General features: G+C 71.2%; 13 protein-coding genes. 5 read left to right on the top strand and 8 right to left on the bottom strand.

Annotation, left to right across the window (positions count from 1 at the left end; translation table 11 throughout):
• Positions 1 to 97 precede the first annotated feature (97 nt).
• The 3 genes from ABZ471_RS21765 to pqqB all read left to right on the top strand — a co-directional run bounded on the left by ABZ471_RS21765 (position 98) and on the right by pqqB (position 2,599).
• A complete protein-coding gene (locus tag ABZ471_RS21765) occupies positions 98 to 496 on the top strand; it encodes an SseB family protein (protein WP_359068427.1) in 399 nt (132 codons plus the stop codon).
• A 34-nt stretch (positions 497 to 530) separates the two neighbouring features.
• On the top strand, positions 531 to 1,643 hold the full coding sequence (locus ABZ471_RS21760; RefSeq protein ID WP_359068426.1) for a hypothetical protein: 1,113 nt from the start codon (positions 531 to 533) through the stop codon (positions 1,641 to 1,643).
• A gap of 65 nt (positions 1,644 to 1,708) precedes the next feature.
• Positions 1,709 to 2,599, top strand: a complete 891-nt coding sequence (gene pqqB, locus ABZ471_RS21755; RefSeq protein ID WP_359068425.1) for a pyrroloquinoline quinone biosynthesis protein PqqB — start codon at positions 1,709 to 1,711, stop codon at positions 2,597 to 2,599.
• Here the strand turns inward: pqqB and ABZ471_RS21750 are convergent.
• The 4 genes from ABZ471_RS21750 to ABZ471_RS21735 all read right to left on the bottom strand — a co-directional run bounded on the left by ABZ471_RS21750 (position 2,596) and on the right by ABZ471_RS21735 (position 6,559).
• Positions 2,596 to 2,994 carry a MarR family transcriptional regulator gene (locus tag ABZ471_RS21750; RefSeq protein ID WP_359068424.1) on the bottom strand — a complete coding sequence of 133 codons (399 nt, stop codon included), beginning with the start codon at positions 2,992 to 2,994 and terminating at the stop codon, positions 2,596 to 2,598. The two genes, pqqB and ABZ471_RS21750, sit on opposite strands and share 4 nt — an antisense overlap.
• Positions 2,995 to 3,067: 73 nt before the next feature.
• Positions 3,068 to 3,418, bottom strand: a complete 351-nt coding sequence (locus tag ABZ471_RS21745) for a VOC family protein (protein ID WP_359068423.1) — start codon at positions 3,416 to 3,418, stop codon at positions 3,068 to 3,070.
• A 127-nt stretch (positions 3,419 to 3,545) separates the two neighbouring features.
• Complete coding sequence (locus ABZ471_RS21740) at positions 3,546 to 5,855, bottom strand: FtsX-like permease family protein (protein ID WP_359068422.1); 2,310 nt, start codon at positions 5,853 to 5,855, stop codon at positions 3,546 to 3,548.
• Positions 5,852 to 6,559, bottom strand: coding sequence for an ABC transporter ATP-binding protein (locus tag ABZ471_RS21735; protein WP_359068421.1), 708 nt, complete (start codon positions 6,557 to 6,559; stop codon positions 5,852 to 5,854). Before ABZ471_RS21735 ends, ABZ471_RS21740 begins: the two co-directional genes overlap by 4 nt.
• Positions 6,560 to 6,698: 139 nt before the next feature.
• Between ABZ471_RS21735 and ABZ471_RS21730 the strand changes: the two genes are divergently transcribed.
• Positions 6,699 to 7,580: a histidine kinase gene (locus tag ABZ471_RS21730; protein ID WP_359068420.1), complete on the top strand. Its 882-nt coding sequence runs from the start codon at positions 6,699 to 6,701 to the stop codon at positions 7,578 to 7,580.
• Positions 7,577 to 8,260 carry a response regulator transcription factor gene (locus ABZ471_RS21725; protein WP_359068419.1) on the top strand — a complete coding sequence of 228 codons (684 nt, stop codon included), beginning with the start codon at positions 7,577 to 7,579 and terminating at the stop codon, positions 8,258 to 8,260. The genes ABZ471_RS21730 and ABZ471_RS21725 overlap by 4 nt, the downstream gene beginning before the upstream one ends.
• Positions 8,261 to 8,274: 14 nt before the next feature.
• Here ABZ471_RS21725 and ABZ471_RS21720 read toward each other — a convergent pair whose 3' ends face one another.
• Genes ABZ471_RS21720 through ABZ471_RS21705 form a run of 4 tightly spaced genes read right to left on the bottom strand, consistent with a single transcriptional unit; the run spans position 8,275 to position 12,501 of the window.
• The gene (locus ABZ471_RS21720) at positions 8,275 to 9,309 is read right to left on the bottom strand and encodes a LacI family DNA-binding transcriptional regulator (protein WP_359068418.1); all 1,035 of its coding nucleotides are present in this window, start codon (positions 9,307 to 9,309) and stop codon (positions 8,275 to 8,277) included.
• Entirely contained in the window at positions 9,306 to 10,211 is a 906-nt protein-coding gene (locus ABZ471_RS21715) for a carbohydrate ABC transporter permease (RefSeq protein ID WP_359068417.1), read from the bottom strand. Before ABZ471_RS21715 ends, ABZ471_RS21720 begins: the two co-directional genes overlap by 4 nt.
• Positions 10,208 to 11,185: a sugar ABC transporter permease gene (locus ABZ471_RS21710; RefSeq protein ID WP_359068416.1), complete on the bottom strand. Its 978-nt coding sequence runs from the start codon at positions 11,183 to 11,185 to the stop codon at positions 10,208 to 10,210. The genes ABZ471_RS21715 and ABZ471_RS21710 overlap by 4 nt, the downstream gene beginning before the upstream one ends.
• Positions 11,182 to 12,501 (bottom strand): extracellular solute-binding protein, encoded by a 1,320-nt coding sequence (locus ABZ471_RS21705; protein WP_359068415.1) that lies wholly within the window; start codon positions 12,499 to 12,501, stop codon positions 11,182 to 11,184. The genes ABZ471_RS21710 and ABZ471_RS21705 overlap by 4 nt, the downstream gene beginning before the upstream one ends.
• Between the last annotated feature and the right edge of the window lie 81 nt (positions 12,502 to 12,582).

The following is a 12,582-nucleotide window of genomic DNA, read 5'->3' as shown; positions in this document are numbered from 1 at the left end:
GCATGCCCTGAGCCGTACCGGGTACGCGAGGCGGGAGCACGCCCGGGCACCGGCCCGTGCGCGTGGCCGTACGACCGCCGCTACCTGGGGATCTGCCATGGAAACACCCGCACACGACGACCTTCCGACGCCTGCCCGGCAGGCGCTCGCCGCCCTGGCCGTGGACGCCGAGGACCAGGCCGCCCTGGACACCCTCGCCCACAGCGACGTACTCGTCCCGGTGCCGGACGACGCGGTGGACGGGAACGGCGCCGGCCCCGCGACGGTCGCCCTGCCCATCCTCGAACAGCCCGGCGGCGAGCCCGTCGTCCCCGTGTTCACCTCGGAGGCGACGATGACCGAGCTGCTGCCCTTCGTCTCCCGCTACCGCCTGATCCCGCTCGGCGCGCTCGCCTCACAGTGGCCCGACGACGACCTGTCCCTGGCCATAGACGGCAACTCGACCCACGGCCTGACACTGACCTCGCACGGAGTACGCACGCTCCTGACAAGGTGAGCTGCAGCCAGTCTTCGGGCGACACAATGCCCTCATGGAATGGATCTCCGGCGTAGCAGGCGCACTGGTGCTGGTGCTGGTCCTGAGCAGTATCCTCCGCACCCTCGTGGTGCCCCGAGGCCTCTACTCCGTGCTGGTGTTCCGCCTGTGGTGGCTGCTGCGCAGGATCCTCAGGCTCACCACCCTGCGCGGCGGCTACCACGCCATCGACCGCGCCCAGACCTGGCTCGCCCCGCTGATGCTGATCGGCATGCTCGCCACCTGGCTCGGCGGAGCCCTCCTGGGTTTCGGTCTGCTCCTGTACGCGGCGTCCCCGCTGTCCTGGACCACCGCCTTCCGGGAGGCGGGATCCAGCCTGTTCACGCTCGGCTTCGCGAGTGACGCCCGGCTGAAACTGTCCGTGCTCGACTTCCTCGCCGCGGCCACCGGCCCCGTCCTGATCGCCCTCCAGATCGCCTACCTGCCCACCCTCTACAGCGCCTACAACCGTCGCGAACTGGAGGTCACCCTGCTCCAGGCCCGGGCCGGCGAGCCCGCCTGGGGGCCGGAGATCCTCGCCCGGCAGTGGCTGGTCGAGACCGAGACCGCGCTGCCCGAGCTGTACCGCGCCTGGGAGCGCCTCGCCTCCGACATGGGCGAGAGCCAGTCCACGTACCCGATCCTGCTCACCTTCCGCTCCCCGCGCCCGCACCGCAGCTGGCTGGTCGGGCTCGTCGCCGTCATGGACGCGGCCGCGCTGCAGCTCGCGCTCGACCCGCGCGTCGCCCCGCCGGAGGCCCGCCTGGTGCTGCGCGCCGGATTCACGGCCCTGCGCGACATCGCCCGCGCGCTGCGCATCCCCTTCGACCCGGACCCGTCGCCCGGCACCCCGATTCGGCTGACCTTCGCCGAGTTCGACGAGGCGGTGGCCATGCTGGAGGCGGCCGGCTTCCGGGCGGAACGCAGTCCGAAGGAGGCCTGGCCGCACTTCCAGGGCTGGCGGGTCAACTATGAGACGATCGCCTACGAGCTGTGCCGCCGCTGTGACGCGGTGCCCGCCCTGTGGACCGGGCCCCGCGACTTCCCCGGCGGCCCGATCCCGCCGCAGCGTCCGGCGGACCGGCGGCCCGGCGCAGGACGGCCGGAACTGCCCCCCGTCTCCGAGTAGTCAGCCCGCCCTGCGGCGGGAAGATCCCACCGGAAGGTCCGGAGCACGCGAAGGAGCCGATGGTCGTGAGGGTCGTCCTGCTGGGCACCGCCGCCGGGGGCGGCTTCCCGCAGTGGAACTGCGCCTGCGCGCTGTGCGCGGCCGCCCGGGAGGGCAAACTGCCCTCCCGCACCCAGGAGTGCGCCGCCGTCACCGGCAACGGCCGTGACTGGTGGCTGCTCAACGCATCGCCCGATCTGCGCACCCAGCTCACCGCCACTCCCGCCCTGTGGCCGGGCCACGCGCCCCGGGACACCCCGTTGCGCGGTGTGCTGCTCACCGACGCGGAGGCCGACCACGTCACCGGTCTGACCGAGCTGCGCGGAGCGGCGGGTCTGAAGGTCTACGCGGCCCCGCCGGTCGGCGCCGTCCTCGCTCCCGCACGCGCCGCCCTGGACCGCTACGCCTCCTGGGAGTGGGCCGACAGCCTGGCCGACGGGGGCTTCGTCCTGGCCGGCGGACTGGTCGTCACGGCCCACCCCGTGGGGACGAAGATCCCGAAGTACGTGCCGGCGCAGCCGTCCGAGCCGGGCGGCCCGTGGGTGACGGCGTACCGCGTCGAGGACCTGGCCAGCGGAGGAGTGCTGGTGTACGCGCCCTGTGTGGGCGCCTGGAGTCCTGTTCTGGACGAGCTGTGCGCGTCGGCCGACTGCGTGCTGCTGGACGGCACCTTCTTCGCGGCCGACGAGATGGGCACCGCGGTGCGGACCGGTGCCGGGCAGGCTGCCATGGGTCACCTGCCGGTCACGGGCCCCCACGGTTCACTGGAGGCCCTCGCCCGCCATCCCGGCACGCGCCGGATCTACACCCACCTCAACAACACCAACCCGCTGCTCGACCCCGCCTCACCGGCACGCGCGCGCGTGGCCGAGCAGGGGGTGGAGGTCCTGCCGGACGGGGCGGAGCTGACCCTCTAGCCGGCCCGTTCGGCCAGCATGCGCTCCAGCACGGCCCGCTGCAGCGGCAGTACCTCGGCGTACAGGTCGCGGCCCTTGCGGGTGAGCGCGACCCACACCCCACGCCGGTCCTCCGCACACACCGAGCGCTCGACCAGGCCCTCCTTCTCCAGGCGGCCGATCAGCCGGGACAGCGCGCTCTGGCTGAGATGGACCCGTCCGACCAGGTTCTGCACCCGGCACTGGTCGCCTTCCGCGGGCGACTCGGTCGCCAGGAGGTCCAGCACCTCGAAGTCACTGGCACCCAGCCCGTGCGGGTGCAGGGCGCGGTCGATCTCGCACATCGTGTGCGCGTGCAGCGTGAGGATGTCGCGCCACCGTTCCTCGAGCCGGGCATCGGCCGTCTTGACTGCCATACCCGCACCGTAGCACCGATCCAGCCAATCCTTGAGTGTGCAACTAGTGCGGGTGCAAGCGCTCGTACCGGACTCAGGCGACCGGGTCCTGGAGGAGTCCCACCTGGTTGCCGTCGGCGTCCTTCACCGAGGCGATCAGCCTGCCGTTACCGACGTCCCGCACGTCCTGGAGCACTTCGGCGCCCGCCTCCAGCAGGGCCGCGAGCCGCTCCCGCAGGTCGGTGACATGCCAGAACGGCACCGGCCCGGTCATGCCCTGCGCGTGCCCGTTCGGGTCGAGGCCGACGTCCTGCCCCGCGGCCTTGAAGCCGATGTAGTACGGCTCGTCGGCGTACGGCTCGACGCCCAGCAGCGCGGTGAACAGGGCCTTGGCCTGCTCCGGGTCCTTGACGGGGTAGATGATCGTCTGCAGGCCGGCGGTCATGGAACTCACTCCTTCGAGATGCGTGGCCCGACGGGTCTCCGTCGGTTCCTCCACGGTAGGCAAGGGGAGCCCGCGACCGCTTCTCCGATCCTGACCGGTTGCGGCGGGGGCTTCCCGGGCCCGGTGGTCACTCGCTGCGCAGCACCTCGGCGACGGTGAGGCGGGCGGCGCGGCGGGCCGGGACGAGCGCGCCCATGACGGCGATGACGACCCCCGCCAGGGCCGCACCGGCCAGCGTCGGGGCGTGCCAGACGTCCGTCATGTACGACGGCAGGGTGATGTCGATCCCCGCCGCCATCCGCGGGAGCACCAGCTCGTAGCTGACGATCCCCAGCGGAACGCCGAGCAGGGAGCCCACCGCGCCCAGCACCGCCATCGAGGTCACCGTCATCACCGTGACCTGGCGCGGGGTCATCCCGATGGACTTGAGCATGCCGAGGTCGCGGCGCCGGTCGTGGGTGTTGAGGACAGCCGTGTTGAACACGCCGAGCGAGGAGACCAGGGCCAGCATCAGGGTGAGCGCGGTCGCGGAACCGACGATGGTGCGGGTGACGTTGTTCGGTCCGCTCAGCTGGAGGGAGAGACCCGGGTCGGCGGCCTGCACCGCGCGCGCGTAGGCCTTCTGATCGGCGCCCTCGCCGAGTTTGACGTGGTAGGCGATGGGCTTCACGTCCGGCATCAGGGCGGTTGCCGTCGGCCAGGCGCCGACGACCAGCCGGTCGTTGTCCAGCATCGTCTCGCCGACGAGGGTCAGCCGCACTTCGCGGCCGGCTTTGCGAAGCCGCAGGTGATCGCCGAGGTGCAGGCCGTTCCGGCGCAGGAACGCCGTGCCGGCCACCACCTCTTCGGTGCGGTGCGTCCAGCGGCCCCGTATGAGGACGCCGTCCAGGGGCAGATCGCCGCGCCGGCCCTCGAACATGACCACCTGGGTGGAGCCGATGAGGTGCGCCTCCTCGTCCGACCGCGCCGTGACACGGACCGCTCCCGGCAACGACTTCAGCAGCGCCTGGAGTTGCCGGTCGGTGTGCTCGGGCTGCACTTCCTTGCCGTGCCGGTGGTTGCCGACGTACACGGTGACGTCGTACGCGTGCTGTCCCGAATTCCCGAAGTCGGTCAGCGTCGCCGCCAGACCGGTCGCGAACGTCACCGTCGTCACGCCGAGGGCCACGGCGGCCAGCGTGAGCGCGCTGCGCGCCGGCCGGGCGAACGGGAGGCCCACCCCGAGGCTCACCGACCGCGGCAGCCGGGCACTGGCCAGGCGCCGCTGGATGCCGAGCGCGCGCCCGCTACGCGGGGCACTCCCGGCGCTGATCGCCCGTGCCGCCGACAGCCGCCGCGCCCGCAACGAGGGACCGAACGCGGCCAGCGCGCAGACGAGCGGCATGCCGAGCAGGGCGAGCGTGTTCACCCATGGCGCGATGCCGACGCTCTCGTGCAGCACCCCCGAGTTCGGCCCGGTGAACACGAACTGGAAGAAGGGGTGCGCCAGCAGGTTCCCGGCGAGCGTGCCGAGCGCGCAGCCCAGGACCGACGGTACGGAGATCATCACGAGGTAGACGCCCAGCACCTGCCCCGGAGTGAAGCCCAGCGCCTTGAGGATGCCGATGTGCCGGAATCCTGAGACGACGGCCCCGCCGACCACGTTGGCGACGATCAGCACCGCCACCAGGATGCCCAGGATGCCGAACGCCATCAGGTACGGCGCGTACGCGCGCGCGTTGCTGCCGACGCGGTGCTTCAGCGCCAGATACGTCTCGGATCCGGCGAGCGCGCCCTCGGGCAGGTCCTCGGTCACCTCGGCCAGACCCGCTCGCAGCGCGCTCTCCGAGGACGCGTCCCGGAACCGGAACAGCATCTGTGTGCCGGTCGGGTGCAGGGCCGCGATCTGGTCAGGGACCACCCATGCGTCCGCCGTGTGGCTCAGGTCGAAGGCGAACCCGACGATGGTGAGCGTCGGCCCCGACGGCACGCGGAACTTCTTGCCCATGTCGTCGGCGGTCCAGTCGGACTGCCGGTTCAGGACGATCTCGCCCGGCCGGGTGGCCCACCGCCCCGCCCAGAGGTTCACCCGGTCCACCGGGCCACCGGGACCGGAACGTCCCACTACGGTGACCTCGCCGCCGAGGCCGAAGTCTCCCGCACCGCGTGGAAGGTCCACCGTCGCCTGCCGGAACGGTCCGGCCGTCGCCTCGACCGCGGACTGCCGTGCCGCGTGCGTCACTTGGGCGTCCGACACCTGCGACGAGTCGAACGCCGCGACGACATGCGGCCCGCGCTGCTTCCCGAAGGCGTGCTCGAACGGCGCCGAAGCCGCGTCGACCAGCCCCAGCGCGATCACGATCGACCCCGTCGACACCAGCGTGACCAGCCAGATGACCAGCGTCTGCAGTCTCCGCCTGCGTACGGCGGCTCGCGCGGCCCGCCACACCGCTCTCATGCGGACGGCTCCAGGGTGTGCTCGCCGGTCACCCGGCCGTCGGCCACCCGCACCAGACGGCTGGCACAGCGCCGGGCCAGGTGCTCGTCATGCGTGACGATGACCAGCGTCTGCCCGATCTGGTTCAGGTCCAGCAGCAGATCCATCACCTGCTCCCCGGCTCGGCTGTCCAGCGCACCGGTCGGCTCGTCGGCCAGCAGCAGCGCCGGGCGGTTCATCAACGCCCGCGCCACGGCGACCCGTTGCCGCTCACCCCCGCTGAGCACCGCGGGGTACGCGTTGCGGCGGTCCGCGATGCCCAGTTCCCCGAACAGCTCCAGCGCCCGCCGCCGGGCCTGCCGGGCCGGCGTTCCCGTCAACTGGGCGGCCAGGGCCACGTTGTCCAGGGCCGACAGATCGTCCACGAGGTTGAAGAACTGGAAGATCATGCCGATCCGGCGCCGCCGGTACAGCGCGAGCCCCTTCTCGCTCAACTCCCCGACGTTCTCGCCGTGGACGACGACCGTGCCGGCCGACGGCCGGTCGAGACCGGCGATCATGTTGAGCAGCGTGGACTTGCCGCATCCCGAGGGCCCCATCACCGCGACCGCCTCCCCGGCCCGGATCCGAAGCGACACCCCGTCGAGGGCGACCGTCTCCCCGTACTCCTTGCGCACCCCGTCGAGTCGTACGACGGTGTCTCCCGTTCTCACCTCAGTGACCATGGACAGGACGCTAGAGGGAGGACCGGGACCCGGGCATCCCTCCCCGGATGGCATCCCGGGGCAGGACTCGTCCCACAGATGCAGGGCGCTGGATCCACAGGTCGATGCGGATGTCAGTGCCGTCTGCGAGAGTGAGGCCATGGGGGGAGACGACATGCCGGCGGTGGCGCTCGCTGCGGTGTGCGCGGCCGTCGTGGTACTGACGGTGGCGCTGGTGCGCACCCGGCGCCGGTGGCAGGCGGCCGTGGGGGAGCGGGGCTGGCTGCTGGAGCGGGAGCGGGAGAGCGCCGCCGAGGCTGCGATCGCGTCCGAACGCGACCGGATCGCACGGGAGTTGCACGACATCGTCAGTCACAACGTCAGCCTCATGGTCGTCCAGGCGAGCGCCGCCCGCGAGGTGCTCGGGACCATGCCCGACGAGGCCGCGACCGCGCTGCGGGCCGTCGAGGACGCCGGGCGGGGCGCGATGACCGACCTCAGACACCTGCTGGGCCTGCTGGCACCCGCGCAGAACGGCGAGGACGGCGCATACGGCGAGTCCGGCACGAGCACGGCCTCCGGCCCGGCCGCCGAGGTCTCGGGCACGGCCCTCGCCCCACAGCCCGGCCTCGACCGGCTCGGCCACCTGGTCGACCGGATATCGTTCGCCGGCCTGCCGGTCGAGGTCCGCATCTCGGGCGAGCCGCGGCCACTGCCCCAGGGCGTCGAGGTGACCGCCTACCGCATCATCCAGGAGGCCCTGACCAATGCACTCCGGCACGGCGACGGCGGCAAGGCGGAGGTGACGGTGCGTTACGCCGACCACGCCCTGCGCGTCGAGGTGCTCAACACCGGCCCCAGCGTGCTCACCGGCACCGCCCCGGCCGCACCGGCTGCGGCGAGACCGCACAGTGCGGGCACCGGGCGCGGTCTGCTCGGCCTGCGCGAGCGGGTCGCCGTCTACGGCGGTGATCTGGACGCCCGGCGCAGACTCGGTGGCGGCTACCGCGTCCGCGCCCGGATCCCCCTGGAGCGGCGATGACGGCGGACGCGCCCGAACGGGCGCCCCGCGTCCTGATCGCCGACGACCAGACGCTCATCCGGACCGGCTTCCGGCTGATCCTCACCGCCCGGGGCATCGAGGTGGCGGGCGAGGCCGCCGACGGCGTCGAGGCGGTCGCCGCCGCCCGCGAACTCGCTCCGGACGTCGTCCTGATGGACATCCGCATGCCGACCATGGACGGCCTGGAGGCCACCCGGCGGATCCTGGAGCAGTCCCCGGACTGCCGGGTGCTGATGCTGACCACCTTCGACCTGGACCGGTACGTGTACACGGCCTTGTCGCTCGGGGCCAGCGGCTTCCTGCTGAAGGACGTCACCCCGGAGCACCTGGCAGCGGCCGTCCGGCTCGTCGGCACGGGCGATGCCCTGCTGGCGCCGCAGATCACCCGGCGCCTGGTGGAACGGTACGCGGCCGAGGCGGAGCGGTCGGAGCAGGCCGTGCCCGCCGACCTGGCCGCCCTCACGCCTCGCGAGCGGGAGGTGCTGACCCTGATGGGACGCGGCCTGTCCAACACCGAACTGGCCGCCGAACTGATCCTCAGCGAGGCCACGGTCAAGTCCCATGTGGCCCGCATCTTCGCCAAGCTGGGCCTGCGCGACCGCGCCCAGGCAGTCGTCGTCGCCTATGAGACGGGGCTGGTCAGACCGGGGGCGCGCTGACCAGCCCGGCGTCCTCAGGTCGACTCGCGGCGCACCAGCTCCGTCGGCAGGATCACCGCGGCCGGGTCCTCGCCGCCTATCTGGGCGAGCAGCACCCGCACCATCTCGGCGCTGATCCGGTCCCACGGCTGACGGATGGTGGTGAGCGCCGGGGAGGCGTCGGTCGCCGCGGGAGAGTCGTCGAAACCGCCGACAGCGATGTCGTCCGGCACCCGTCTGCCCGCCCGGTGCAGCGCTGTCAGCACACCCTGCGCCATCAGATCGGAGGCGACGAACACGGCGTCCATGTCCGGAGCCTGCGCCAGCAGCCGCTCCGCGCCCGCCTCGCCGCTGACCCGGCTGTAGTCGCCGGAGACGATCAGCCGCTCGTCCACGTCGACGCCCGCCTCGGCGAGCACCTCCTGGTAACCGGCGAGCCGCTCCACCCCGCCCGGGGTGTCGAGCGGACCGGTGACCACACCGATCCGGCGCCGCCCGAGCGACAGCAGGTGCCGGACCATGTCCCGGGCGCCGTCACGGTCGTCGGCGGCCACGTAACTCATCTTCGAGCCGAGGCCGATCGGCTTGCCGCAGGCGACCAGCGGCACGCCCGCCTCCCGCAGCTCCTCGGCGACCGGGTCGCCGGAGTGGCTGGAGACCAGCAGCACCCCGTCGACGTGACCGGCGGTGATGTAGCGCGTGATGCGCCGCCGCTCGTCCTTCGTGCCCGCCAGCATCAGCAGCAGCGGGATGTCGTGCGCGGCCAGCGCCTGGGTGCAACCGCTCAGCAGCACATTGAAGTTGGGATCCTCGAAGAACCGCTCCTGCGGCTCGGTGAGCAGGAACCCGACCGAGTCGGAGCGTCCGGTGATCAGCGAGCGCGCGTGCCGGTTCACGACGTACCCGGTCCTGCGGATGGCGGCGTTGACCGCCTCCTGTGCGGCGGGGCTGACGTAGTGCCCGCCGTTGAGCACGCGCGAGACGGTACCCCGTGAGACCCCGGCCTCGCGCGCCACGTCGTGGATCGTCGGCGGTTTGCGCCGGCCCCCCGGATTGCTGCCCATGGTCATGACTTTACGGCTCCGGACAGCAGATCCAGGCTCCAGAACCGCTGGATGACCAGGAAGAGGGCGATCAGCGGGAGGATCGCGAGGAACGCGCCCGTGATCACCAGCGTGTACAGGGCCGGTGTGTTGGCGCCCTGCTCCAGCAGCGTGTACAGACCCAGCGTGAGCGGGAACTTCTCGTCGTCGCTGAGCATGATGTACGGCAGCAGGAAGTTGTTCCACACGGCCACGAACTGGAACAGGAACACCGTGACCATGCCGGGGATCATCATCGGCAGCGCGATCCGGGTGAAGATCCGCCACTCGCTCGCCCCGTCCATCCGGCCGGCCTCCACCACGTCGGCGGGGACGGCGGCAGCCGCGTAGATCCGGGACAGGTAGACGCCGTACGGCGAGAGGATCTGCGGCAGCAGCACGGACAGGTAGGAGTCCGTGAGGTCGGCCTTCGCCAGCAGCAGGTACTGCGGGATGGCGAGGATCACCGGCGGCATCAGGACGCCTGCGAGCAGGACGTTGAACATCGTCTCGCGGCCCCGGAAGCGGTAGGTCGCGAGCGCGTAGCCGCTGAACGCCGAGACGGCGGTCGACAGCAGCGCGCCGAGACCGGCGTACAGGGCGGAGTTGCCCATCCACTCCCAGTAGATGCCGCCGCGATAGGCGTTGAGGTCCTTGAGGTTGTCGGTGAAGCCGGTGCCCGGCAGGAACGTGAACGTGGAGAACAGCTCGTGCCCGGACTTCGTGGACGCGATCACCACCCAGGCCACCGGCAGCAGTGTGTAGAGCGCGCCGAGCAGCAGTGTGACCGTCGGCACCAGCGCGATCCGGCGGCGCAGCGGCGGTCCCTGGGCCGTGCCCGGCGTGGTGCCCGCGGCCGAGGCGGCCTTGCGGACGGCAAGAGAACTCATCGGGCTTCCTCCTGCTTGTTCCGGCGGTTCGCGGCCCGCAGGAAGCCGAAGGACAGCACCAGCGTGACGAGGGCGATCAGCGTCGCCTCGGCGGCCGCCGAGTACACGTCGTTGCGGCCGAAGGCGTCCTGGTACACCTTCATCAGCGGGCTCCAGGTCGTGTTGACGGAGTTGGTGAGCGGCTTGAGGGTGGTCGGCTCGTTGAACACCTGGAGCGTCGCGATGATCGAGAAGAAGAAGGTCAGCACCAGAGAGGGTGCCACCATCGGAATCTTGATCTTCAGCGCGATCTGCAGCGGAGTCGCACCGTCCAGCTTCGCCGCCTCGTACACCTCGGCCGGGATGGCCTGCAGCGAGGTGTAGATGACGATCATGTTGAAGCCGGTGCCGCCCCAGACCGCGATGTTGGACACGGCGAGATAGAGCGGGCCGCCGTCCAGCAGGTCCGGCTGCGGCAGGCCCAGCTTGTCGAGCACGAAGTAGAAGGGGCTGACGTCCGGCAGGTACAGGAAGCCCCACAGCAGCGCGGCCACCACGCCGGGAATGGCGTACGGCAGGAAGATCGCGAGCCGGGTGAACGGGGCGAGGCGCACCTTGTCGGAGTCGAGCATCAGGGCGAACAGCAGGGCGAGGCCCAGCATCACCGGGACGACGATGCAGCCGTAGCCGAGCACGCGCAGCGCCCCGTGCAGCAGTTCGCTGTCCTGGAAGGCCTCGGTGTAGTTCTCGAAGCCGGCCCAGACCTCCTTGCGGGCGCCCGAGCCGAGGCCGAGGCCGGAGACGTGCACCTTGCGGAAGCTGAGCCAGACCGCGTAGCCGATGGGCAGCGCGAAGAACAGGACGAAGAGGAACGTGGCGGGGAGGAGGAAAACATAGGGCGCGCTTCGCGCTCGTTCGAGGGTGGTGGTGGGAGACGGGTGGGTGTACGGGGCCCCCTTGACCCCGTACGACTTCCGGCTTGCGGTGCTGGTCACTGAGAAACCCCGAAGCCCTGCTTCTTCATGTCGGCGACCGTGTCGTCCTGCATCGTGTTCAGGGCGGCGACGAAGTCCGACTTGTTCTTGGCGGCGGCGCCGAAGGCGTCCTTGAACGAGGTGTAGGCGACGTTCACGTTCGGGCCCCACGCGGACGGCGCGGTGGTCTTCGCGATGTCGGCGACCTTGGTGTAGAAGTCCGGCTGGTTGGAGAAGTACGCCGGCGGATTGGTGAAGGCGCCGCTGAGCTGGGCGGAGGTGGAGGCAGGGTAGATGCCGCCCTCCTTCGCCAGCGCGCTGAGGGCACTTCCGTCGGTGTTCAGCCAGGCGGCGAACTTGGCGGCGGCGGCCTGGTGCTGGGAGTCGGTGGTGACGGCGGTGGAGGAACCGCCCCAGCTGCCGGTGACGTCCTGGTCGAGGGACCACTGGGGGAGCGGGGCCATGGCCCACTTGCCCTTGGTGTCCGGCGCGGCCGTGCTCAGCGTGCCCGGCGCCCACACGGCGCTGACCCAGGCGATCTGCTTGCCGGTGTCGAGCGCCTTGTTCCAGGCCGGGGTGTACATCGGCTGGTTGTCGATGACGCCCTCCTTGACCAGGCCGCCCCAGAACTTGGCGACCTTCTGCGTGGCCGCGTCGTTGATCGCGACCTTCCACTTGTCACCGGAGGTGGTCCACCACTGGGCGCCGGCCTGCTGGGCAAGGCCCGCGAACTGGCCGGAGTCGGCGGCGGAGAAGGTGGTCAGGTCCGTGTCCGGCGCCTTCTTCTTCAGCGCGCGGGCGGTCTCGGCGAACTGTTCCCAGGTGGTGGGGACCTTCAGGCCGTACTTCTTGAACAGGTCCTCGCGGTAGTAGAACATCATCGGCCCGATGTCCTGCGGCACCGCGTAGACCGCGTCCGTGCCCAGCGTGGTCTGCTGCCAGACGCCGTCGGCGAACTTGCTCTTGGCGTCACCGACCTCCTTGGATATGTCGGCCAGCGCGTCGTTGCTGACCAGCGTAGGCAGCGCCTGGTACTCGGCCTGCACCAGGTCCGGCGCCTTCTTCGCCTTGTGCGCGGTGAGGATCTTGGTGACCAGGGTGTCGCCGGACGCCTGCTTCTTCACCGTGACGGTGATCTGGTCCTTCTTGCCGGGGCCCTTGTTCCACAGGTCGACGACCTTGTCCATGCCGGGCGTCCAGGTCCAGTACGTGAGCGAGACCGGTCCCGATTCGGTCTTGCTGTCGTCGTCGGACGAGCCGCAGGCGGCGAGGGCGGTGGCGCCGAGCGAGACGGCGACGGCGATTGTCACGAGGCGGCGGCGCTTCGTGTGCGGCATGGATCTCTCCCCTGACCTGGGTCCCCGCCTGCTGCGGGGACCTGCCGTGCAGATGTGACCGTTCACATGACCCGGCTCCTC

The sequence above is a fragment of the Streptomyces sp. NPDC005728 genome (assembly GCF_040630895.1).
Lineage (GTDB): Bacteria > Actinomycetota > Actinomycetes > Streptomycetales > Streptomycetaceae > Streptomyces.
Note: the sequence above shows the minus strand (reverse complement) of the source record. Positions and strands in the feature narration are given on the sequence as shown.